Raw genomic sequence first — 25,020 nt, forward strand, 5'->3', positions numbered from 1 at the left:
AAAAAAAGCACGTGCCATTGCTGGTTGGTAATCGTATACAAAAGGGGGTTCCTGTGAAACCTAAGTCCAAGGTGTATTTATCCGTATTGGCCATGAAATCGATGAGAACAGACGTTCGTTTGTCGAAAGCGTTTTTTCTGATGTCGTCGATTGGTGCGGTAATGCACCTGCAGGCGGATGTTGTTCGCGAATCGTATGTGAAGTCCGTATCTCCTGGGGCCAATGACTCTTTTGGATACTCGGTGGCTGTTTCTGGCGATTCGGCGATTGTTGGTGCGTATCTCGAAGCAAGCGCCTTCCTCGATCCCGCTGATGATTCCGCGTTCAACGCCGGTGCCGCCTACATCTACCTGAGGGATGCCGGAGGGGCCTGGTCCTCTCAGGCGTATCTGAAGCCGAACCATGTCGACGCCGACGACCGTTTTGGCTGCTCCGTGGCGATCTCCGGCGACCTCGCCGTGGTTGGCGCTTATCTTGAAGATAGTGCGTCCCGATCCATTGACGGCGACGAGACTTCGAACGCCGCCGAGTCCTCGGGTGCTGCCTATGTATTCGTTCGAGACGGCGGCGGTAACTGGAGTCAGGAGGCTTACCTGAAAGCGTCAAATGGTGAGGCAGGCGACATGTTCGGATGGTCGGTCGCCATTTCCGGAAACAAGGTCCTCGTCGGTGCACCCCTTGAATCTGGGGGATCTTCAGGTGTTGGTGGCGACGACTCGGACAATTCCCTTCCCCAAGCGGGAGCCGCCTATCTGTTCGAGCGGGACAGTGCGGGAAACTGGTCACAAGTAGCCTACCTCAAGGCGTCGAATCCCGGCGAGGGCGATCGATTCGGATCAGCGGTCGCGATCGACAGCACGCTGGCCGCCGTCGGGGCGAATTCCGAGGACGGCACGTCCGCCGGTGTCAACCCCGATGGAACCTTGAATGGCAAGACTGACTCCGGTGCGGTCTATGTGTTTCACGAATCCATGCCTGGAACATGGACGGCGGACGCCTACCTGAAAGCGTCGAACCCTGACGCGGGCGATTGGTTCGGATATTCGGTTTCGATCTCCGGGACCGGCCTCATCGTCGGCGCTCCTCTGGAATCAAGCTGGTCCACGGGAATTAACGGTGACGAAACCAACAACAGCGTGGGTGCGTCAGGTGCGGCCTATCTGTTCGAGCGCGACTCAGGGGGCACATGGTCCCAACACACCTATCTCAAGGCGTCCAACGCCGCGGGCAACGACCAATTCGGAATCTCAGTTTCGCTTTCCGGGAATCTCGCGATCGTTGGTGCTCATTTTGAGGATGGCAACAGTACCGTGGTGGATGGAGATGAAACCAACAACGACAAGATCAACGCCGGGGCTGCCTATTCGTTTCTCCGTCTGACCGATGGAACCTGGTTGCAACAATCCTACCTGAAATCGGCGGACAACTCGGCGAACTCCACTTTCGGCGACAACTTCGGGATTTCCGTCGCCGTCTCCGATGGCATTGGCATCGTAGGTGCATGGCGGGAGGACAGTGCGGCAGCCGGCGTGAACGGAAACCCCGCCGACAACTCCCTCACGGACGCGGGCGCGGCCTACACCTTCTCCCTGCCGACGGAGTTGGTTGCTCCCGAGGTCGCTGTAACGGTTTCCCCCGACGATGAACCCGTGGAGCATTATGGTTATGTCGACCTTGGGACCACGCGGGCCGGGGGCAACACCGCTTCTCGAGTGTTCACGATAACCAACGCGGGGAATGCCACGCTCGCCGACCTGAACATCAGCCTGTCTCCCTCCAGTTCTAATCAGTTCAATCTCGATACGAGTGGTCTTCCAACGGTGCTGGCCCCTGGTGATTCCGCGGACTTCGAGGTGCAGTTCTATTCCACCTCCACCGGGAGTTTCTCCGGGGAGATCCTTATCGCCAGCAATGATCCGGTCGCGGATCCGTTCTACATCGCCGTCTATGCCCAGAGCGGCGAACCCGCTATTTCCGTTACCAATTCCACCGGCGATTCCCTGTCCTCCGGCTTCAGCCGCCTCGACTTCGGACCGCAACCGGCGGGGGGAACCTCCGCTGCGGAAACCCTCACCGTCCACAACGACGGCAATGTCACCCTGACGTTCTGGGGAGTATTCCTCAACGGAGCCAACCCGGACGACTTCACGATCGACCTCGATGGATTTCCCGCCACCCTCGAGCCGGGGGGATCCGCGGGGCTTCCGATCCGCTTCCAACCGTCGGCGACCGGATCTTCCCAGGCGGATCTTCTGATCACCAGCGACGCGGGTTTCGGAGGCTCATGGTTTCAGATCGGTCTTCAAGGGACCGGAACATCCGTGGAAATTGATGTCGCCAGCCCGCCGGGCGTCTCCCTTCCTTCCGGGACCTCCACGGTAGACTTTGGAGATGCCTATCTCGGTGCCCCGCCGACGAACCGCATGTTCACGGTGGAAAGCCAAGGAGGCGCGCCCTTGACCGGCGTGCAGGTGGAGATCAGCGGAGCGAATGCCACGGAATTCACGATCATGGCTCCGGGGGCTCCAGACACCATCGAGCCGGGCGGATCTGCCGATTTCTACGTTTCCTTCTCGCCCAACACGGTGGGCACCCACTCCGCCACGCTCGAAATCGTGAGCAACGATCCGGACGAAAGTCCCTATCAGATCGCTCTGACGGCATCCACCATCAATCCCGAGTTGGAGGTTCACGACATTTCGGGGATGACGGTCGAGAACGGCGCGTTCCTCGACTTTGGAGAGGCGCGCGTGGGATCGGTCCAGTTTCCCGGCGAACCGGTGACGAAGGACTTCACGATCACCAACCCGGGAACAAGCGAACTCATCCTCCTCAACGCGGATCTGGGCACTCTTGGTCCGGGGTATTCGATCCAAAAGCCCGTCCTGCCCCACGCGATCGCTCCGGGAGGCTCCGCGGTCATCTCAATCACCTTTTCCCCGTCGGCGACCGGGATACAACATGGATCGCTGACGCTCGCGACCAATGACCTCGATGAAAACCCGTGGGTGGTGCAGTTCGACGGAGTTGGGGTCGCACCTCTGTTGGTGCTGCGAGATCCCACTGGGCAAGACTTGCCTGAATTCGGCTCGTATGACTTCGGAGAGATTTCGGTAGGCTCGCCGTCCGCGGCGAAAACGTTCACCGTTTCTAATGAAGGAACCACCGGTCTCACCATCGATCTCCTCACGCTTGCGGAGAACGACGATTTCGTTCTCGTCACGAATTCCCTGCCCGCCGTTCTGCCGCCCGGGCAATCCGGCGCATTCTCCATCCGTTTCGTGCCTCAGGACGGAGGCGTGCGAAGTTCGTCGTTCAGCCTGACTACCGACGACAACAGCCGGCCCCTGTTCACCGCGTTTCTCACGGGAACCGGCGCGGCTCCGGAGATCGATGTGCAGTCACCGCCCGGCACGAGCCTTGGATCCGGCGGCCCGGCGGTCGATTTCGGCAGTCTTCCGGCGGGTTCCGCTTCGTTCACCGAGATCTCCTTTGTGGTGGAAAACGTGGGGCTGGAACCTTTGAGCAGACTCACCGCTTCCGTGGCGGGAACTGATCCGGGAGACTTCGCCGCCGACGCGACCGGTCTTCCGTCCATCCTCGCCCCGGGGGCGTCCGCCATTGTTAGGGTCCGGTTTTCACCTGCTGCGGCAGGGCTGCGCACCGCGGAACTTCGCGTGGCTAGCAATGACGCCGATGAGAATCCGTTCGTGATCGCGCTCGCAGGCACCGGCGATGCACCGCGGATCAGCGTCAGTGTTCCCCCCGGTCCGCCGTTGGAATCCGGAGCCACTGTGGTGGACTTCGGGCAGGGATTGGTCGATACGGCGAACCCGCCGATGAGCTTCGTGGTGACCAATGACGGCACTGCCGCGCTCAGTGGTTTGACGGTCGGGGTCGAAGGTCCTGACGCGGACAATTTCGTCGTTAGCCCGCCCGCTGCGACCTCCCTGGCAGCGGGGGAAAACACTTCGTTCGAGGTAAGTCTCACCACCACCGCGACCGGCGTGAGAACGGCGACCCTGCGGATCACCGCGGCGGAAGCCTCGGCCCCGCCATTCCTGATCCCTTTGACAGGCGTGGGGGTCGCGCCGGACCTCGAGGTGAGCACCACCGCGGACGGAGTCCTCACCCCAGGCATCTCGGTGGTCGATTTCGGTCCTGTTCCTCTCGAAACGACCGGCGGACCGGTGGTTTTCACGGTGAAAAACCCCGGCAGCCATCCACTGGAAGCGTTGGAACTGTCCCTCACCGGCCCCGGCGATCATCAACTGAACAACCTCGGTTTCCCCGCCACCCTTGGGCCCGGCGCGGAGGCGTCCTTCTCCATCATCTTTACTCCCTCCACAGCCGGGAGCCGTCAGTCCGTACTTCATGTCATCAGCAGCGTGGCCGACAAGAGCCCCTTCGACGTCGTGCTTATCGGAACGGGTGCCGTGCCCGAAATTTCACTATCAGAAGCCGCAGGGCCAGCGTTGGAAACGAATAGCACGATCAGCTTTGGTTCCGTGCGTACGGGACAATCGTCCGCCGCGGATGGCTTCACCGTCACGAACACCGGAGACGCGCCTCTTGAAGCGGTTTCGGTACAGCTTTCCGGTGCCCATGCGGGCGACTTCATCCTCGAAGCGACGGGAGTTCCCGCCACGATCGCCCCCGGCGCGTCATCCGGGTTCGGTGTTTCCTTTTCCCCTTCCGCCACCGGTCCGCGCGCCGCCACTCTGGAGATCTTCAGCAGCGATGCGGATGAGAATCCGTTCGTCCTACAGCTCACGGGAAATGGTGTGGCTCCGGAAATCCGCGTGACCGATTCCGACGGACAGGAGGTCGCCTTCGAAGGCCCCGGCCTCGACTTCGGTGGAGTGAACCTCGGCGCCCCCACCTCGCTGGCGGTGACCGTGCACAACGATGGATCGATGGATCTCAGCGGCCTCTCCGTCTCCCTCACGGGACCGGATACGGCGGAAATGTTTCTCGAGGAAACGGGATTTCCCGTGGTGCTCGCACCGGGCGCGTCCGCGGAAATCGTCATCACGTTCGCGCCGGTTTCCGAAGGCTCCAAATCCGTCGTCCTCCACATCACCAGCGACGATGACGACGAGAGTCCCTTCGCGATCCCGATCTCGGCAGCCGGGCTTTCCCCCGAAATTGAGATCTTCACCGAGGAGGGGTTCCTCACCAGCGGCGGCGCGCCAACGGATCTCGGGGACGCAGTGGTGGGAATGGCCGGAGCGCCCCTTCGTTTCACCGTGACAAACGCAGGGACGGGAATCCTGAGCGCCCTCTCCATCCAGACCACCGGATCCCACCCCGCGGACTTCTCGGTCTCCTCGGACGCCTGGTCGCAGGCGCTCGCCCCCGGAGAGACCAATACCTTCGACCTTACATTCGTCCCTACTTCGGCGGGGACTCGCGATGCGGTCATTCGCGTGACCAGCAACGATGCCGATGAAAACCCGTTTCTCATCGAAGTGACCGCCGAGGGACTCGCCCCCGACATCGCCATCACCCTCGCCCCGGACATCGATCTCGCCTCGGAAGGTCCCGCGCTCTCGTTCGGTGAACTCAGACCGGGCAGTCCGGCGGTTGCCAAGTCCTTCCTCATCGCGAACATCGGAACGTCGCCACTCCATGGTGTGAGCCTCGCGATGGTTGGCGGAGAAGCGGGCGATTTTCCACTGGAGGCGTCATGGGTGCCGGCAACCATTGCCCCTGGCGACAGTCATCCATTCACGATCTCATTCTTGCCGTCCGCGGGCGGATCGAGGACCGCCGAGCTCATCGTGACCAGCGATGACCCGGATGAGTCGCCATTTCTCGTGCGAGTCGCAGGCGTCGGAGTGGAGCCGGAAATCGGTGTCCTCGAGGACGGGGCGGGCGAGCTGCAGAACGGAGCGAACCTGCTCGGCTTCGGCGCGGTCTTGTTAGGAAACCAGGGGGAGACCAAGTCGTTCGTCGTCACCAATACCGGCAGCGCCACCCTGTCCGGCCTCGGCTGCGAAATGAAGGGTGCCGCGGCGGGCGACTACCTCCTTGAAACCTCCGCGCTTCCTCCGTCGCTCGAACCGGGGATGTCCGCCGGCTTCGATGTCACCTTCCTTCCTGCCGCGCTGGGTGAACGACAAGCGGAGCTTTGGATTCTGAGCGACGACTCGGATGAAAACCCCTTCGTCGTCACCCTCGTAGGCTCCGCCATCTCCCCCGAGATCGAGGTCGAGTCGCCCTCCGGGACGGCGCTCGTTTCCTCCCAGTCGGGAATTGACCTTGGCGGGATCCCGCTGGGCATCTCGTCGGCGCCGCGCACGGTGGTCGTCCGGAACGCGGGAACCGCCCCATTGACCCATCTTGTTGCCTCCATCGCAGGCCCGGACGCGGCGGATTTCCAGCTCGATCTGGCAAGTTTCCAGGAAACTCTCCTGCCAGGGAATTCGGCAGCTATCGGCGTTGTGTTCACGCCTTCTGTCGCCACCGGGCGCTCCGCCACCTTGTCCATCGCCAGCAATGACGCGGACGAAAACCCATTCGTGGTTTCCCTCGCAGGTTCCGGCCAGGCACCCGAAGTCGCTGTGTCCGAATCCGGAAGCGATCTTGTCTCCGGCACCGCCCGGCTCGACTTCGGTGCGGCCCGCACCGGCACGGTGGGCGGAACGCGCACCCTGACCGTCTCCAACACCGGCGGGTATCCGCTGGCCAACCTCTCGGTGGCGGTTGTGGGCGAACATGCCGGGGATTTCCTGCTCAATGCCAGCGACCTCCCGGCAACCCTTGCACCGGGTGCCTCGGCGAACATCACGATGTCGTTCACTCCGACGGCCCCCGGAATCCGCTCGGCCACCCTGAACATCGCCAACGACGATGCCGACGAGAACCCGTTCGTCATCGCCCTCACGGGCGAAGGCACGGCTCCAGTGATCGCCGTGCAGTCGACCACCGCAGGCAACCTCGTGTTTGGCGCCGCCACGATCGATCTCGGCGGGACGGCGGTTGGTTCAATGTCCACCGGTGAAACGATCACCGTCACCAATGCCGGAACCGCGCCGCTGGAAATCCTGGCGGCCTCTCTGAGCGGTGGCCAAGCGGACGAGTTCGCACTGGATCTCGGATCGTTCCAAGTCGATCTCGCCCCGGGTGCTTCAACCACCATCGGGATCGCGTTTTCCCCCGCGGCAATCGGCACCCGCTTGGCCACGCTGAGCCTTTCAAGCGACGACGGCGTTCGGTCGCCTTTCATCATCGGTTTCACAGGACGAGGCGAAGCTCCCGAAATCGCGGTCGCCCGCGATTCCGGCGCGAATCTCTTGAACGGCGTGTCCGATGTAAGCTTCCAAGGTTCCCTCGTCGGTGAAACGGGCTCCACCGAAACCTTCACCGTCACCAACATCGGAAACGTACCGCTGCAGAACCTCGCCGTCATGCTCGAGGGCGAAGCGCCGGGCGACTTCATTCTCGACGCCGCATCTTTCCCACCGTCGTTGCCCGCAGGGGACTTCGCGGGGTTCAGCGTCACTTTCCTGCCCCAGGCGGCAGGAGCCCGGCGAGCCGAGTTGCACATCGCCAGCAACGACTCGGATGAGAACCCGTTCGTGTTGGTTCTTGCCGGCACCGGATTGGCTCCCGAGATCGCGCTCGAAACCGGCACCGGCGAAGCGCTCGAATCCGGTGGCCCCAGCGTCCCGTTTGGCGGAGTCCCCCTCGGTTTCTCGTCCTCGCCCCGGACCGTGGTGATCCGCAATGTCGGCAGCGCCCCGCTGCTCGGAATCTCAGCGGAAGTCCTCGGGGCCGATGCCGTGGATTTCGTCGCCGACACCTCGGCCCTGCCGGGGTCACTGGCACCCGGTGAATCCACCTCGCTCGCACTCACGTTCAGTCCCACCCTCGCAGCTTCCCGCAGCGCGACATTGTCCGTCTCCAGCAATGACTCTGATGAAAACCCATTCCTCGTGCCTCTGACCGGCTCCGGCCAAGCCCCGGAGGTCTCCGTTTCCGAATCCGGCGTCGATCTCGAATCCGGGACCGCCTCGCTCGACTTCGGAAAAATCCGCAGCGGTACGGAAGGCACGGGGTTCGCTTTGATCATCTCGAACACCGGTGAATACCCGCTCGGCAATCTTTCGGTGTCGGTCGTGGGAGACCATGCCGCCGACTATCCTTACGAAGATAGCGGCCTCCCGGCCACGCTCGAACCGGGCGGGTCGGCATCGGTGGTTGTCGGATTCGCGCCCACAGCCGCCGGAATGAGTACGGCCGAGCTCCACATCGCCAGTGACGACGCCGATGAGAATCCGTTTGTCATCGCGCTCACTGGCGAGGGCACCGCGCCAGTGATCGGCGTGCACTCCGCCACCGCGGGCGATCTCGCCTTCGGCGCAGCGGCGATCGATCTTGGGGCGGTCAGGGTTGGTGCGTCTTCGGCTGGAGAAACAATCACCCTCACCAACACCGGCACCGCTCCTTTGGCCGTCGGGACGCCGACCCTCGCGGGAGCGAATGTCGGTGAGTTTTCGCTCGATAGCTCCTCCCAGGCCACCTCGCTGGTGCCCGGCGCGTCCACGTCATTGGTCGTGACCGCATCTCCCCACGCCATCGGCAACCGGCTCGCCACGGTGGAAATTCCGAGCGACGACGTGGATCAATCGCCGTTCATCATCGCGCTGTCGGTTCTGGGTGCGGCCCCCGAAATCGCGGTGACGCATGATCCCGCGACGGCCTTGTTCAGTGGCGCCTCGGGCGTCATGTTCCAAGGGGTGTTGGTCGGAGAGCCAGGATCGACCGAGTCGTTCACCGTCACCAATACCGGCAATGTTCCGCTGGAAAACATCGCGGCCTCGGTCACCGGGGAGATGGCCGCCGACTTCACGCTCGGAGGCACACCGTTGCCGGCTTCGCTGGCACCTGAAGAGTCCGCCACCTTCACTGTTTCGTTCGGGCCCGGGGCGGCCGGCATGCGCCAGGCGGAACTGCGCATCGCCAGTGACGATGCGGACGAAAACCCGTTCGTCGTCTCCTTGTCGGGCGAGGGGCTGGCACCCGAGATTGCCGTCGAGTCACCGGCCGGTACCGGCCTGGTGTCCCCGGTGTCCGATTTCCAGCTCGGCGGCATCCCGCTCGGATTCTCGTCGTCCCCGCGCACCATCGTGATCCGCAACGACGGTACGGCCCCTTTGGCTGGCATCTCGGCGACCCTCGGCGGGATGGACGCTGCGGATTTCTCTCTCGATGTCACCGGCCTCGCGGCTTCCCTCGCACCCGGTGCCTCGTCGTCGTTCACGGTGACCTTTACTCCCACCGTCGCCGCCGCCCGCACGGCCACGCTCGATATCTCCAGCAACGATTCGGATGAAAACCCATTCGCCATCTCGCTCACCGGCTCCGGCCAGGCACCGGAGATCGTCGTTTTCGAATCCGGCTCCGACCTTGTCTCCGGCACCGCGTTGCTCGACTTCGGCCCGGTCCGCAGCGGCACCGCGGGCGGCACGATGATGTTGACGGTCGCCAACACCGGCGCTCACCCGCTCGCGAATCTCTCGGCTGCAATCGTTGGGGCGAATGCCGGCGATTTCCCTGCGGGTACCGCGGCTCTGCCAACGACCCTCGCGCCAGGTGCCTCGGCGGACATCGCGGTGACCTTCTATCCCTCCGCTGCCGGTCCGCGCGCCGCGGTGCTGGAGATCGCCAGCGACGACGCGGATGAGAATCCATTCACCATCGCGCTCAACGGCGAAGGCACCGCACCGGTGATCGCCGTCAGCTTGGATGGCGGTGGCGGGCTGGAATTCGGAAACGCCAGCCTCGACTTCGGCCCGGTCCGCGTTGACGCGGCGGGGCTTTCCCTCGATCTCACCCTTTCAAATACCGGCACCGCACCGCTGCTCGATCTTGCGGCGCAGTTCGGCGGCACCCACGCTGGCGATTTCCAACTCAGCCCCGCCACCCTTCCGGCCTCGCTTGCCCCGGGAGCGTCGACCGCGCTGACCGTCACTTTCCTTCCCACTTCCTCCGGAGCGCGATCGGCCTCGTTGGCCCTCACCAGCGATGACGTCGACCGCAACCCGTTCGTGATCGCCCTCGGGGGCACCGGCGAGGATCCGGAAATCGCGATCACCCTTTCCGGTACGAGCGACCTCCGGTCCGGCTCGACGATCACACCGTTTGCCCCCACGCTTGTTGGCGAAACCGTGCCGCCCGTCACCTTCACTGTTCACAACGAGGGCAACGTCGTGCTCAGCGGTCTTTCGTTGGCCCTTTCCGGAATCGGTGCCGGCAATCTCACCATCGGTGGCGATCCCTTTCCTACATCCATCGACCCGGGCGGATCGGCCGACTTCACGCTCGCCTTCACCGCCACCACCGTCGGAGGGCTGGGCGCGACCCTCACCGTCACCAGCGACGATCGCGATGAGAACCCGTTTGCAATCGGCTTCGTCCTCGTGGGCGTGGCACCGGAAATCACCGTGCTGCCCGAGTTCGGGGCCCCGTTCGAGTCGGGAGTATCGACAGTCAACTTCGGCAGCATTGCGCTTGGCGGCTCCTCCTTCCCGCACGCCATCATCATCCGCAACGACGGCACGGCATCCTTGGACGGTATCTCCGCCAGCCTTGAAGGCTCAGCTGCTGACGATTTCTCCCTGCAAACGCCGACCCTTGAGGCATCCCTCGCACCCGGAGCCACCACCGCCTTCACCGTCACCTGCGCCCCGTCAGTCACTGGCGTGCGATCCGCGGTTCTGAGGATCACCAGCGACGATGACGACGAAAACCCGTTCTTGCTCGACCTTCATGCCACCGGTATCGCGCCGGAAATCCAGGTTTCCTACGACGGCGCGGAACTCGTTCTCGGCAATGCGGTCCTCGATTTCGGGTCGAAGCGATTGGCCGCGGACGGCGTGGAGCGCAGCATTTCGATCAGCAACATCGGGAGTGATGTTCTGGGCGGGCTCTCCGTCTCCATCGATGGAGCACCTGATTTCGCCGTTTCAGCCAGTCCTCCCACCACGATCGCGCCGGGGGGATCGACGGGATTCACGGTCTCTTTCGCTTCCCAGGCCGAGGGGCTGCGAGAGGCGGTGCTGCGCATCGAGAGCAATGATGCGGATGAAAGCCCGTTCCTCATTGCGCTGAGGGGCATCGGAATAGCTCCTCACATCGCCCTGAGTGGACCGTCCGGCGAGGCCTTGGAGTATGGTGCGGCAACCGTGGACTTCGGTGCACAACCGGTGGGCGGACCCTTCCATGAACTGTCCATCACCGTTACCAATACCGGGACGGAAACCTTGAGAAATCTTGATGCGTCGGTCTCGGCGGGTGACTTCTCTCCTGCGGGAGCGTTTCCGGCCTCGCTGGAGCCGGGAGCGTCGGCACCGCTGACCTTGAGGTTCAGCGCCGGAGCCACCGGACCAAGGAGTGCGATTCTCTCAATCACGAGTGATGATGATGCGCGCAGCCCTTTCTTCGTGGTTCTCAACGGTCGCGGCCAAGCTCCGGAAATCGCCATCGAGCAGGAAGGCAGCGGGCTGGTATCGGGAGACAGCGTGGCCTTTGGGGACGCACAGGTTGGAGGCACGGGTGCGACGATCAGCCTGACGCTGCGCAACGAGGGTAGTCTGCCCTTGGAAGGCATCGCGCTTTGGCTGACGGGCAGTCAGGCTTCGGACTTCAGTTTCGGTGACACGATACTACCTTCGACGGTGCCGGTCGGTGAATCCCTGGATTTCGAGGTGACGTTTCACCCGAGTGCCATCGGTGATCGTTCCGCCCAGCTCCGAATCGCCAGCAACGATGGAGACGAGAATCCCTTTGTCCTCGATCTCAGGGGTGCCGGCGTGGCGCCGGAAATCCGGATCAGTGGTCCGAGTGGCGAGCTGGCGGCCGGCGCTTCCCATGTCGATTTCGGGATGGCAATCATTGAAGGGACAACGATTGTCCGCAGTTTCCAGGTCACCAACGAGGGCACTGCTCCGCTCCGTGACTTGGGCGTGGTAATCGGCGTGGGCTCCGATGCGGGGTTCTCGGTCAATGATGCTGGCCTGCCTGCCTCCCTCGCCCCGGGCCTGACGGGCTCCTTTGAAGTCCGCTACTCGGCCACTGCCGAAGGGGAATTCACCGGCACCGTCGCAGTTTCCAGCAACGATGCCGACGAGCATCCCTTCACCTTCACCGTGTCCGCCGTCGGCCGCTATCCGGTCAATGTCGAGCAGGTCGCCTACCTGAAGGCGTTGAACGCGGATTCAGGGGACAATTTCGGCTACTCGGTCGCTATTTCCGACGACACTTTGGTGGTGGGCGCTCCTTTCGAAGACGGCAGCGGAACCGACCCCGAAAGTAACTCGGGGAGCAACTCCGGCGCGGTTTATGTCTTTGAACGAACCCAAGCGGACGGCTGGCAACAAACCCATTATCTCAAGGCCTCAGGACCAGTTCCGTCTCCATCTTTTGGCTATTCGGTCGCGATCGATGGCGAAACATTGGTGGTTGGAACGCCCTACGATTCCGATGTCGTTTCTTCTTCCGGGGGCGCCTACGTGTTTCGGCGGAACGATAGCGGTCAGTGGACGCAGGCCGCCCGCCTCAAAGCACCGAATCCTCAATCAGGAGCTTTTTTCGGATGTTCTGTCGCAGTTTCATCGGAAACGATTGCTGTGGGTGCAGAACGACAGTCGATACTAACAACGCAAACATCCGGAACTTCGGGAGGCTTGAGCCAGCCGAGTCCTAACCCGCTCGATTTTCCACCCAGCGGAGGAGCGGTATTCATTTACACTCCGGACGCCGTTGGTGGACTCGCCCAAACTGCCATTGCAACGGCGAAGTTCCCAGATTCGGGTGACTACTTCGGCCATTCCATCAGTTTATCGGACGGGATTCTCGTCGTGGGGGCCCATGGCGAGGACGGACTCCCAACTGGAAACGGAGCGGACAATGGCGATGGTAATTCCGGAGCCGCCTACGTCTTCGAGCGAAATGCCTTCGGCGGGTGGCCTCAGTCGGCCTATCTCAAGGGCGATTCACAGAGCGGCAGTTTCGGCTATTCGGTGGCGGTGGATGGAGACCGGATCGTGGTCGGAGACGTGGACAACAACCGCAATATAGGCGCGGCTCATATGTTCCAGCGATCGTCGGGCGGTTGGGAGAAGGAAACGAAGCTCATTGGGGCGAAGGTCAGCCCTTATGATCAGTTTGGCTGTTCCGTGGGTATCTCTGGAGAAACGGTCGTGGTCGGTGCTCGCACTGATAATCGGGCGCCTCTGCCTCCTTACGACGTGCCTTCTGGCTATGATGGATCTGGCGCAGGATACGTTTTCTCCCTCACTACGACTGGAGAATGGGTGGAGGATGCGTATGTGAAGGCATCCAATGCCAACCGTTACGACTATTTCGGGTTCTCCGTGGCCATTTCCGCGGAAATGATCGCCTTCGGAAGCATTTATGAGGATGGAGGTCGATTTGTTGACAATAATTCGCTCTCAGAATCTGGCGCTGCCTATATCTTCAACCGTCGAGCGCGGCCGAAGGATCCGGAGATTGAAGTGAGCGGCCCAGAAGGCATTCTTGTCTCCGGTTCCGCGACGATCGATTTTGGTTTGGCTCCGGCCGGTTCGGTGGGCGGGCGGCAATACGTGACCATTTCTAACAACGGCGAGGCAGTCCTGCGGGATTTGGCGATCAGCATCCTGGGCGGCAATGCTGCCGACTTCCCGCTCCAGACTTTCGGCTACCCTGACCGATTGGAGCCTGGCGCCGTCACCTCGGTGGCCATCGGCTTCCAGCCATCAGCGCAAGGGTCACGCAACGCGGAGCTTCACATCACCAGCAGTGATGCGGCCCGAGGGGACTTCGTGGTCGCGCTCACCGGCACCAGCGCACCCCCCGACACCACGCCTCGGCCGGACATCGCCCTCGAACTGGCCGATGGCACATTGCTGTCCAGCCTGAGTTCGTCGGTCGCCTTCGGCTACGCCGCCGAGGGCGGCAGCGCGACCCGCAGCTTCGTGCTGCGCAACAACGGCACGCTGCCGCTGCAAGGGCTCGCGCTCTCGTTCACCGGTGGTAGCACGGAGTTCTCGCTCGCCGGTGCCACCCTTCCCACCCAGCTCGATCCGGGAACCAGCGCGTCGTTTGACATCGCCTTCTCGCCGACCACCACCGGGCCGCGGTCGGTCGTCCTTTCGATCGCCAGCAACGATGCGGACGAGAACCCCTATCAGGTCGTGCTGCGCGGCGAGATGGAGGTGGTCTTCGCCGACCCCAACCTCGAAGCCGCCATCCGCGCCACCCTCAACCTGTCAAGCGGCCCGATCCCGGCTGCCACCATGGAAACCTTGATCGAGCTCGACTTGAGCAATCTTGGCCTGACCAACCTCGATGGCCTCGAATACGCGATCAATCTGAAGGTGCTCAATCTCAGTGGAAACAACTTCCCCAATCCCAGTCCATCACCTTCGGCGAAACTGCGGAGGTCCCCGAAAGGACCGACCGGTCCGGGGGATACCGACAAGGAGTCGGTTTGGGATTTGATTGAAAGACTCGGACCGTTTTCAGGCCTCTATATCGATTTCCTGCGTCCGTCAGGCGGCGAGCCGCCCTCTTATCTAACCGTATTGCCGGTGATCCGAACCGATGGCACCACGATGCTGGTGATGGTTGATTCGCAGAATCCGCCGGTCTTGAATGTTTCCCGCTTGGGAATTGATACCACCGAGCCGGATAACCTGAACAGTCTCGCGACGCTCGGAAACGCCGGCGTAATCGTGGAGACGGGCTTCGAGAACCTGCCCCCGGCGGCCGCACCCGTCGCGACCGTTACCAACGCGCGGGCCCGCCAAGTCACCTTGGATGGTAGTGCCTCCGCCGACATCGATGGGTTTGTGGTTTCCTGGGAATGGGACTGGGACGGGGGAGGGAATGCGGAGGGCGAGGTGATTGCCGTCCAACTCCCCGCCCTGGTCACGAATGTACTTCTCACGGTGACAGATGAAACGGGCACCGCAACCACACGGATGTTTACGGTCGATGTCGTGGATGCCTATCTTGCCCAAAAGGGAGTGCCCTTGGAACACAGGGGATACTCGGAGGACTACAATCAGAACGGACTGCCCAATCTGCTCGATTTTGCCTACGGTTTCGACCCGGCGAGAAAGGGAGAGCGGCCACTGTTGGTGCAGTCCATCGTCATCGGAGGACAGGAAGTGATCCAGAAAACCGGGGATGGCGACGTTGATCCTTCGGATCATTTTGCCTTGTGGACGGTTCTCCAGCCGGAGGATTCGGCGGGCGTGTCGATTCGTGTCGATGCGGCTGCCGATCTCAGCTTCTCGGACAAGGTGGACTTGAGGCAGGTTGAGGACGAGTCGGTGAGCGGAGGAATGCGCCAGGTGAGTTACCTTTCGCGCCTTCCGATCAGGCTTCAGCCCCGGCTGTTCGTCAGAGTCACTGGAAACAGTGGGGAATGAGTCATTTTCTGACGTCGAAAGCAGAGGTCAGGGAAGTGGCGGAAGGGTGGTTTCGAGCCAGCGGTTGAGGATCTCGACGGCGGCGGCTTGGTCGATCACCGACTTCTGGCGCTTGGCGTTGCGTCCGGCCTCGCGCAGTTTGGCGGAGGCATCGACGGTGGTGTGGGATTCATCAACGAACACCAGCGGCAGGTCGGGGAGCCGGGCGGAAATCTTGGCTGCGAACGCGCGCGCCTTTTCCGCGGCGGGACCTTCCTCGCCATCGAGGTTGAGCGGCAGGCCGACGACGAGCGTGGCGACGCCCCGGGCGGAGCAGATTTCCGCGATCCGTTCTACGGTATTCGTCGTAGCAAGTTCGATGGTCTCGACCGGATGGGCGAGGATGCCGAGCGGATCGGTGGCGGCGACGCCGATGCGGGCGTCACCGTAATCGAGTCCGAGGGCGGGGTGCATGGCGGGTAGCCGGAAGCGAGTAGCGAGTAGCAAGTAGCGGGGGATTCCCTGGCTACGTGCTACTTGCTACCCGCTACTTCTTCAGAGCAGCTCCGGTGGGAGCTTGGAGGAGAGCTTTTTGATCGCGTCGGCCTGGTGGCGGTTGGCGATCAGGAGGGCGTCGCCGGTTTGGACCACGATCAGGTCATCGACGCCGAGAAGGGCGATCTTGGTGCCTTGGCGGGCGTTGAAGACGATGTTGTTCTCGGAGTCGATTTCGGCGATGTCGGTGTTGGTCTGGTTGTTGTTGCCGACGGTGTCGAGGTACTTGGCAACCGAGATCCAGGAGCCGACGTCGTCCCAGTCGAAGGTGGCTTCGATGTTGAGGACGCGGCGCGCCTTTTCCATGAGGGCGTAGTCGATGGAGATCGGGTGGAGCTTCGGAAACTGGGCCCCGATGGTGGCGGCGAGGTTCTTCGAGGCGCGCAGTTCGGAGACGAAGTGGGCGAGTTCCGGCGCGTGGGTGGAAAGCTCGCGAATCACGTTCGGGAGCGACCACACGAACATCCCGGCGTTCCAGCAGAAGCCGCCTTGGGCGAGGAACTTTTCGGCCAGCTCGGTGCTGGGTTTTTCGCGGAAGCGGACGACCTCGGCCGGCGGGTGCTCGCAGCTCAGGCCGGGGATGGAGGCCCGCTGGCCGCGCTCGATGTAGCCGTAGGACGGGCATGGCCAGGTGGGCTTGATGCCGATGGTGACCAGGCCGTCGGACTTTTCGGCGGTGGCGATGGCATCGCGCATGACCGCGTGGTAGGCGGCGGTGTCTTGGATCAGCTGGTCGGCGGGCAGGACGAGCATGGTGGCATTGGGATCGCGCGCGGCGACGAGGCCGATGCCGAGGGCCACGGCCGGGGCGGTGTCGCGCTTGGCGGGCTCGGCGAAAATGTTCTCAGCAGGGAGCATCGAGGCCACCTCGCGAACGGCTTCCTCCTGCTTGGCGTTGGTGAGAATGAGGATGTTTTCCTTGGGGACGAGACCGTCGAGGCGGTTGATGGTCTGTTCGAGAAGCGTGTCGGTGCCGAAGAGGTTGAGCAGTTGCTTGGGCCGGGCATCGCGGCTGAGGGGCCAGAAACGGGTGCCGGAGCCGCCGGCGAGGATGAGCGCGTAGGTGGATGACATGAAGAAATGGTTCGTGGGGTTGCCGCGGGAGTCTAACCATCCGACCGCCGACCGGAAGTCCGAATGACCGCCCCGGATCATGGGGGTGCGACGACGCTTTCGAGGGTTGTCGGCGCGACCGGGGCTGCTACCTTTCGGCCATGCCGATTGACGACGACGATTGCTGGGAGCGCGACTGGGCGGATGCCTCCGCGATGGTTTCCCCCGCGCTGATGGGTGTGGCCGCGGGCTTGATCCTCGGCGAGATCATGCATGAGAACGCCCGCCGGGGGATCGCGGTGGCGCTTGCCGCGCTGGGCGTGGCCGCCATTTTGCCGAAGGCCGTCAACGGCATCGTCCACAAGGTGAACGGGCCCGAGAGCCGCCGCGGCGTGCAACGGCGCCTGCGGGGCATCCGCGATGCCGGCGATGGCGTGGAGGAGCTGCTGGAGGAAACCGGGGTGGTCTGAAAGCCATGCGGATCGCGGTCACCGGCGTGACCGGACGGGTCGGTCGCGCGCTGGCGGATCACTTGGGCCGCTCGTATGAGATCCTCGAGCTGCCGCGTTCGCGCTGGGACCTGACCGATCCGGATTTGGCGGAAAACACCGCCGCACTTGATTTCGACTTGCTGCTGCATCCGGCGGCGATGACCTCCGTGGATGCCTGCGAACGCGACCCGGCGATCGCGGAGGCGGTCCACATCGAGGGGACGCGGCGCCTGCTGGAAGGCTGCGGCGGCCGGCCGATGCTTTATTTCAGCACCGACTACGTGCTTGATGGCGCGGAGGAGGGTCTCAAGCCGGAGGACGCGGCGGTTTCGCCGGCAGGCGTCTACGGTACGACCAAGGCGGCGGCGGAGCGGCTGGTGCTTGAGGCGGGATCGACGGTGATGCGCGTGTCCTGGGTGTTCGGTCCGGAAAAGCCGTCGTTCATCGACATGATCGCCCGACAGGCTGTAAGCGGCGGAGAGCTGGAGGCGATCGATGACAAGTTCTCGCTGCCGTGCTTCACCACGGACCTCGCGCTTTGGGTGAAATGTTGGATTTCAGCGGGTGGTCCGGCGGGTCTTTTTCATGCCTGCAACTCCGGCCCGCCGGTCAGCTGGCACGGGATGGCGGAGGTGGTGGTGCGGATCCTGGCGGAGGACGGCCGGCTGGCGTCCCTTCCGTCGGTCCGGCGGCTCCGGCTGGAGGAAATGGAGGCCTTTGTCGCTCCGCGGCCGCGGCACACCGCCATGGCGACCGACCGCCTGTCGGCGCTGCTGGGGAAAGAGCCCCGTCCGTGGCCCGAGGCACTGGGGCTCTATCTCCGTGGAACGGCGGGTCTCTGCCGTTGACCGGTGCGCCTGCGGGTGGCAGGTTCCTGTTATAAACCAACCCGCATGAAAGCCTCTCTCCTCAGTCTCCCGGCCGCCTGCCTGATCGTTGCCTCGTGTGGCTCGGGTGGACCGATGTCGATGTCGTCGTCCTCGAGCTTCGATCCGCTCAATGCCGCCGGCAGCGTCTCGCAGTCCACCAGCATGTCGAGCTCCACCTACAAGCCCGGCGAGTTCGTCCACGCCCTGATGAACAATACGGCCCTGTTCAAGACCCGTCCCACGGGCAATGCCTCGGCCGACCGGCTGCTGTCCCGCGGCACGCAGATGAAGGTGATTTCCGACGACGGCAGCTACGCCAAGGTCGAGCTCGACGATGGTGACATCGGCTTCGTGCCGTCCATCCAGGTCGGCAACGACTCGCAGGCCATGAGCGCCGAGCCATCGAGTGGCAGCGAGGTTCAGGTGTGGCCGCCGGTGGAGTCGACCATCCCGCTGCCGCCCTCCGAGTCCAGCTCCGTGCCGGAAACTCCGGCCACCGATGGGGCGCCGACGCTGCCGCCGGTGATCGATCCCGACGCCCCGGCCGATCTGCCGCCGCTCCCGGACGATGCGCCGACGCCCGGCCTGGGTGCCGAGCCGCCGGTGGACATGCCCGAAATGGAGGCTCCGAAGGAGAAAGCCGACGCCGCCGGTGAGGAGTCGACCCCGCCGAGCAAGGACGAAGCGCCGGAGGTGGACTGAATTTCCGGGTATCGCCGATCACGAAAAAAGCCGCGCACCCGATCGGGCAGCGCGGCTTTTTGGTAAGACGGAAAAGGGCAGGGAAAGGGTGGGGGATCAGGCCAGCTCCTTGAGCGCGGCCTTCACCGCCTCGAAGTCGGGCAGGTTCTTCGGGTGCTCGCACACTTCCGCGTGGCGGATGATGCCCTGCTTGTCGATGACGAAGGCCGAGCGCTTGGCCACGCCGCCCATGATCAGGTTCGCCTCGGGCAGGAACTGCTCGTAGGCCACGCCGTAGGCCTTGGCCACGTCGTGCTCGTAGTCGCTGAGCAGCTTGAGGGTGATGCCGGCCTGCTTAGCCCACGCCTCCTGCGCGAAGGGGCTGTCGCCGGAAATGCCCACCACCGTCGCGTCGAGCGCCTCGTAGTCGCCGAGCCCGGCGGAAAGGTCGCAGAATTCCTGCGTGCACACCCCCGTGAAGGCCATCGGCACGAACAGAAGGACGAGATTGGACTTGCCGGTCAGGTCCGAGAGTTTCACGAGTTCAGGCCCGTCGGGACCTTTGGAGACGAGGGTGAAGTCGGGGGCGGTATCGCCGGTTTGGAGTGCCATGCTGGGAATGGGGTCGTTAGGTTCGGCCCCGAGCATAGGCGCGGACATCCTCAGGTCAACGAAGCGCAATGAATTTCGAATTCTCCCAACTCGGCCGTGAACTGGCCGGCGGCAGCGGCATCGGTGAATTGATGGAGGACCTCGGCCACGCGCTCGCGGCCGGAGGCGACCACCTGAAAATGCTCGGCGGCGGCCAGCCGGCGAACATCCCCGAGGTGAACGGGCTGTGGCACCGCCGCATGGAGGAAATCATGGCCGAGCCCGGCGCGCTGGAGAAGGCGGTGGCCAACTACGACCCGCCGCGCGGCAACCCGGCCTTCATTTCCGCCCTGGCGGGGCTGTTCCGCGAGCGCTTCGACTGGCCCGTTACCGACGAGCACTTCGCCATCACCGCCGGCGGCCAGACCGCCTTCTTTTTCCTCTTCAACCTGCTGGCCGGTCCGATGCCCGATGGCCGCCGCCGAAAGATCCTCCTGCCCTTGGTGCCGGAATACATCGGCTACGCCAACCAAGGTGCCTTCGGCGACCTGTTCACCGCCGTGCCGCCGCAGGTGGAAAAAACCGGCCCGCACGAGTTCAAGTACCGGGTGGATTTCGACCACCTTGAAATCACCGACGACATCGCGGCGATCTGCGTTTCCCGCCCGACCAACCCGACCGGCAACGTGCTCACCGACGGCGAAATCCAGCGCCTGTCCGAGCTGGCGAAGAGTCACGGCATTCCGTTGATCATCGACAACGCCTACGGCGCCCCGTTTCCCAACATCATCTTCAGCGCCGCCACGCCGGTGTGGGACGATCACATCATCCTCACCCTCAGCCTGTCCAAGCTCGGCCTGCCCGGCACCCGCACCGGCATCGTGGTGGCCCATCCGGAAATCACCCGGGCCGTGGCCGAGATGAGCTCCGTGGTCGGCCTCGCCAATCCCAACCTCGGCCAGGCCATCGTCCGCCCGCTGCTGGAGAGCGGCGAGGTCCTGCGCCTCGCCACCGAGGTGGTGCAGCCGTTTTATCGGGAGAAATCCCGCCAGGCGATCGGCTGGGTGGAGGAGGCCTTCGGCGAAAACTTCGAATACTACATCCACCGTAGCGAAGGCGCGCTTTTCCTCTGGCTTTGGTTCCCGGGGCTTCCCATCACCGCGGCGGAACTCTACGAGCGTCTGAAAAAGCGCGGGGTGCTGGTCGTGCCCGGCCACTACTTCTTTTTCGGACTCGGCGACACTCCGTGCTCCTATCGGGATGAATGCCTCCGGATTTCCTACGCGATGGGGGAGGGCGCTGTGCGCGAAGGCGTGAAAATCCTTGCTGAGGAAGTCGTGAAAGCATGGAAGCACTTGGAAATCAAGACTTCCTGACAAGGTCCCGGGAAAGGCCGGGCCTGCGGGGCTTTTGGGGCCTTACGCGATCACGTTAGTATTTTGGTATTCCGGTTTTTCGGTTTCGGTGGATGATCGGGACGTGCGGCGAGTTCCGCATACCCCCACCTCCCCCGGTGGGTTCTCCCCCTAATCCCCCAACTCCCCCTAATGAAGACCAGACTCCCCCAGTCGGTTTGCGCCCTCGTGGCGTTCACCAGTGCCGCTCTCTCCATGGGTGGCATCGTCCGAGCCGCGGATGACATCCCGGTCGGTTACATCAACGCCTCGCCCGGAATCGCTGCCGTGGGAGCGTTCCCCAAGCTCGATTGGCAAATCACCTACCCGACCAAGCTCGAAGATCTGGTGAAGATCGAGAAGCCCGGGACCATCCGCCCCAAGACCGACCTGAAGATGGAGGTCCGCCTTCTCGGTGCCGGGGTGACCATCAGCTACGCCGACGGCTCGCACATGTCGTTCGCCTCCGAGGAAGCCTACTACAGCTACAACGATGGTGGTTGGCAGAAGGTCTTTTCCGGCACCAACAAGGATGTGAACCAGAGCGCCGTGATCAAGTCGCAGACCGTGTCTTCCGGCAAGTCGATCCGCTTCGGCGGCCGCTTCTGGGACGTCGTTTCCAACCCCCGGGGCGAGTGGTCGCATTTCTACAGCTCCAATGATGGCACCCAGAACGTGCAGGTGCTCAAGGACGGTGACTCGATCCCGACCACTTACAACATCGCCAACTCGCCGACCCTCGAGCAGTTCATCAAGCCCTACCTCGATGCGGGTGGCAAAGTGGACATCGGCCCGATGGACATGATCGTCATGTGCGAGCTGACCCACACTGAATCTCAACGCTACCAGACGGGCTACGACCTGCAGGACCTCGTGTTCCTCGTGACCTTCAGCGAGTAATTCCTTCCTCCCCTCACTTCACCTCCCTCCATGAAGACCGCTTTCACGACCCTTGCCATTTCGCTCGCGGGCATGTCCGCGGGGCTCGGCCAGTCCTCGGGCTACACCAACTTCATCCGGCAGGTGTTGCTGGGGAGCACCCCCGCCATTTACTGGGATGTCAGCGTCGAGTCCAAGGGCGAGCGACTCTCGCCCGTGGCCCTCGACCTGGCCGGGGCCCGCTATGAACTCTGGACGGTCAAGAGCGGCAGCTCTCCCAAGTCCTACCTCCTCGATACCGCCTACGTCAGCTCCTTCGCTCCGGAGGCGGACATCGTGATCAACACCCTCGACCCGGACGGCGGCAGCGTCCCCCGCACCCGCGCCGACCAGCCGTTCAGCGTGGATGTCCAGGTGAAAGGCCTGCTTTCCGGTGCGAACGTCCCGGAGGCCGCCAAGTCCGTCCGCCTGCTCCACCACGTGCAGTCCTATGGGGACACCTACGGCGAAAACATCGACCGTACCCAGGCCACGCTTTTCGCCCAGTCGCTCATCGAAAAGAACGGCAAGACCAAGCTGGACTACTCGATGACCAACGTCCCCGGCACCGACCTCACCAAGATCCGCGGCGAGGAACGCTTCTCGGTCTACACCCGCAAGGACGACGGCACCCTGGATGAGCAGCTCTGCTCCCGCTATGTCGTGGTCTGGCCGCTGACCACCGTGACCATCGCCGGCCTCGATGCCTCGGAAACCATCCGCTTCAAGGCCCCGGAGGTGACCATCGACGTCGCGGACATGTACCCCAAGTCCTACACCTACACCCAGGTTTACCCGGGTGATCCGGTCCTCGGCACCGAAGGGACCAAGATCACCTCCGCCCAGCGCCAGATCGACCAGCAGCAGCCGCTCAGCAAGACCTGGCGGATCGAGAACCTCGGCGACTACCTGACCAAGGACGGCACCTGGACCATCGAGGTCATCACCGAGACCGTCTACGGCCGCGAGCGCCTTGCCTACACCACCTTCGAGGTCGACCGCGGACTCGAGGTCCGTTCGCTTCTCTCCACCCTGGAATAACTCCTCCCCCTCGTCTCCCCATGAAAAATCTCGCCCTCGCCCTCGTGACCGGACTGGCCCTGCTGCCCTCGGGCCAGGCCCAGGAAATGCGCGACGCTCCCACCCACGAGCAGATGGCCCTGCGCCTGCGCGCCCAGCGCAACCAGGATCCGATGCGCGACCTGAAGGTGATCGAGGCGGATGACCCGACCAAGACCAACCGCCCGGCGGACATTCTGGCCACATCGGAGTTCCTCAGTTTCTCGGGCGCCTCGACCCTGGTGCCCCAAGGCGCCGTGCTGCACGTACCGGATTCCCTCCGCAACCGCACCGGCATCGTCAGCGGCAACCGCATCGTGACCTGGGCCCAGTTCTTCGCCGAAAACCGGGCCTGGATCGAAGTCGTGGACCTCGAGCTTTCCCAGATAATCGGAGCCGAGCCGCTGCCTGCCGGCCTCATCAGCCGCATGGAAAACTCCCGCCAGATCATGGTGGCGGCCGTGCAGGGTGGCCCGATCTCGGTGCCGCAGGCCAAGCTGGATGAGGCCAAAGCCCTGGCCGAAGCCCGCAAGTAACACGTTTTCTCGACGCTCCCCGGTCCGGTGGAGCGTCCGACCCTCTTACCGCCCGGACGCGACGGCATTCGGGCGGGGAGACAGATGAACGCGCTGACGAACCCGTCAGCGCGTTTTTGTTTTTTAAAACCCGGCGGAGCCCGGATCGCGGTCCCCAAAGTAGGGGATCGACCGGTTCCGAACCCTTGAAGGCTCTTGGAATGCCTTCCGGTACACCCGCCCCGTCACCAGTACACTTGAAGTACACCTCGTGACCCCAAATCCGGCGGGAGCCCCGTTTTATCAAAAAAACCTGGCTGAGAACCGCCATGTTTTTGGGTGTCCTGCACTGTAATCCACTCCAGAGCACTTCATAACTCGCTGAAAAATAGGGAATAAAAAATTATTCGGGCCGTTTCCGATTTCTCTTGTTCGATCTGGTGTACTTTGGTGTAGTTCGGGCACGGCAAATTCTGCCTGCTCTTAAATGTCGGCCAGCGTCCAAAATCTGGAGAATCACTTCGTCCACAAGATGGACTCGAAGAACCGCGTGTCGGTTCCGGGCGAGTTCCGTCTGGCGGAGGAGGGGACCCCGATCCGGATCATGCGGTCGAGCGAGCACGGTGAGCCGGCGATCAAGGTGTTCACCGAAGAGCACTACCAGGCGAAGTTCGCCGAGATCGAGCAGGCCGAGAACCTTCTGCCGGCCAAGAAAAAGCAGCTCGTGAGCGCGCTGCGCATGTTTTCCAAGCAAGTGACCATCAGCCCGCAGGGCAAACTGACGCTGCCCAAGGACTGGTGCGACAAGGTCGGTCTCCGCGCCGAACAACCCGCGGTCCTCGGAGGCTGCGGCGATTATTTCATCATCTGCAGCCAGGACGCCATGGAGCGCATGGAGGAAAGCCTCCGCGATCTCGACGACGGCGGCCTCGGCGTCCTCTAAACGAAGATTTTACACCCAACGAACGACGACATGCTGTTCGCCCAACCAACCCCGGCATCCGGCACCTCCCGCCCGGAAGCACCCACTTCCGTCCTCGGGCGGATGTCGGGGTTGGGCATGTTTTTCCAGCCGCGGCCCGGAGCTCTCGGGACAGCGCTTCGCGCCGTGGCACCCCAAACGGTTGTCCGCTCCGGTTTCCATGGCTGGTTTGCGGGGCGGCGACCGGTGATTTCCCAGGCTGAGCGGAAGGAGCAAATCGGGACAGCGCTCCTTTCGCCGATTACCCCGCGTGTCCGTGCCGGTTTCCATGGCTGGTTTGCGGCACGGACCGCGGAAATTTTTTCCATGAAGGCTCCGGCCCTGCCCCTCGGGACAGCGGGCGGTCCGGAGCTTCGCAAGACGGTTGTCCGCTCCGGTTTCCATGGCTGGTTTGCGGGGCGGCGACCGGTGATTTCCCAGGCTGAGCGGAAGGAGCAAATCGGGACAGCGCTCCTTTCGCCGATTACCCCGCGTGTCCGTGCCGGTT

The 25,020-nt window shown here is 63.2% G+C and carries 12 protein-coding genes; 9 read left to right on the top strand and 3 right to left on the bottom strand.

What is annotated here, in order from left to right:
* Window positions 1-161: 161 nt before the first annotated feature.
* On the top strand, window positions 162-15,446 hold the full coding sequence (locus ABXH26_RS18685; protein WP_353568637.1) for a choice-of-anchor D domain-containing protein: 15,285 nt from the start codon (window positions 162-164) through the stop codon (window positions 15,444-15,446).
* A 27-nt stretch (window positions 15,447-15,473) separates the two neighbouring features.
* Here ABXH26_RS18685 and ruvX read toward each other — a convergent pair whose 3' ends face one another.
* A complete protein-coding gene (ruvX, locus tag ABXH26_RS18690) occupies window positions 15,474-15,899 on the bottom strand; it encodes a Holliday junction resolvase RuvX (protein WP_353568626.1) in 426 nt (141 codons plus the stop codon).
* 81 nt (window positions 15,900-15,980) lie between these two features.
* Window positions 15,981-17,054, bottom strand: a complete 1,074-nt coding sequence (locus tag ABXH26_RS18695; RefSeq protein WP_353568627.1) for a mannose-1-phosphate guanylyltransferase — start codon at window positions 17,052-17,054, stop codon at window positions 15,981-15,983.
* Between the two features lie 140 nt (window positions 17,055-17,194).
* Here ABXH26_RS18695 and ABXH26_RS18700 point away from each other — a divergent pair, with 140 nt between their 5' ends.
* Genes ABXH26_RS18700 through ABXH26_RS18710 form a run of 3 tightly spaced genes read left to right on the top strand, consistent with a single transcriptional unit; the run spans window position 17,195 to window position 19,095 of the window.
* Complete coding sequence (locus ABXH26_RS18700; RefSeq protein ID WP_353568628.1) at window positions 17,195-17,503, top strand: hypothetical protein; 309 nt, start codon at window positions 17,195-17,197, stop codon at window positions 17,501-17,503.
* A 5-nt stretch (window positions 17,504-17,508) separates the two neighbouring features.
* Window positions 17,509-18,372: an SDR family oxidoreductase gene (locus ABXH26_RS18705; protein ID WP_353568629.1), complete on the top strand. Its 864-nt coding sequence runs from the start codon at window positions 17,509-17,511 to the stop codon at window positions 18,370-18,372.
* Window positions 18,373-18,417: 45 nt separating this feature from the next.
* Window positions 18,418-19,095 (top strand): SH3 domain-containing protein, encoded by a 678-nt coding sequence (locus ABXH26_RS18710; protein ID WP_353568630.1) that lies wholly within the window; start codon window positions 18,418-18,420, stop codon window positions 19,093-19,095.
* A gap of 96 nt (window positions 19,096-19,191) precedes the next feature.
* Here the strand turns inward: ABXH26_RS18710 and ABXH26_RS18715 are convergent, their stop codons facing one another.
* Entirely contained in the window at window positions 19,192-19,686 is a 495-nt protein-coding gene (locus ABXH26_RS18715; RefSeq protein WP_353568631.1) for a redoxin domain-containing protein, read from the bottom strand.
* Window positions 19,687-19,754: 68 nt separating this feature from the next.
* Between ABXH26_RS18715 and ABXH26_RS18720 the strand changes: the two genes are divergently transcribed.
* From ABXH26_RS18720 to ABXH26_RS18740, 5 genes are all read left to right on the top strand, one after another.
* Window positions 19,755-21,041, top strand: coding sequence for a valine--pyruvate transaminase (locus tag ABXH26_RS18720; protein ID WP_353568632.1), 1,287 nt, complete (start codon window positions 19,755-19,757; stop codon window positions 21,039-21,041).
* A 171-nt stretch (window positions 21,042-21,212) separates the two neighbouring features.
* On the top strand, window positions 21,213-21,959 hold the full coding sequence (locus tag ABXH26_RS18725; protein WP_353568633.1) for a hypothetical protein: 747 nt from the start codon (window positions 21,213-21,215) through the stop codon (window positions 21,957-21,959).
* 30 nt (window positions 21,960-21,989) lie between these two features.
* Complete coding sequence (locus tag ABXH26_RS18730) at window positions 21,990-23,018, top strand: hypothetical protein (RefSeq protein ID WP_353568634.1); 1,029 nt, start codon at window positions 21,990-21,992, stop codon at window positions 23,016-23,018.
* Window positions 23,019-23,038: 20 nt separating this feature from the next.
* A complete protein-coding gene (locus ABXH26_RS18735) occupies window positions 23,039-23,572 on the top strand; it encodes a hypothetical protein (protein WP_353568635.1) in 534 nt (177 codons plus the stop codon).
* A 466-nt stretch (window positions 23,573-24,038) separates the two neighbouring features.
* Complete coding sequence (locus ABXH26_RS18740) at window positions 24,039-24,494, top strand: hypothetical protein (RefSeq protein ID WP_353568636.1); 456 nt, start codon at window positions 24,039-24,041, stop codon at window positions 24,492-24,494.
* The last annotated feature ends 526 nt before the right edge of the window (window positions 24,495-25,020 follow it).

The organism is Haloferula sargassicola, assembly GCF_040362925.1.
Taxonomy (GTDB): Bacteria; Verrucomicrobiota; Verrucomicrobiia; order Verrucomicrobiales; family Akkermansiaceae; genus Haloferula; species Haloferula sargassicola.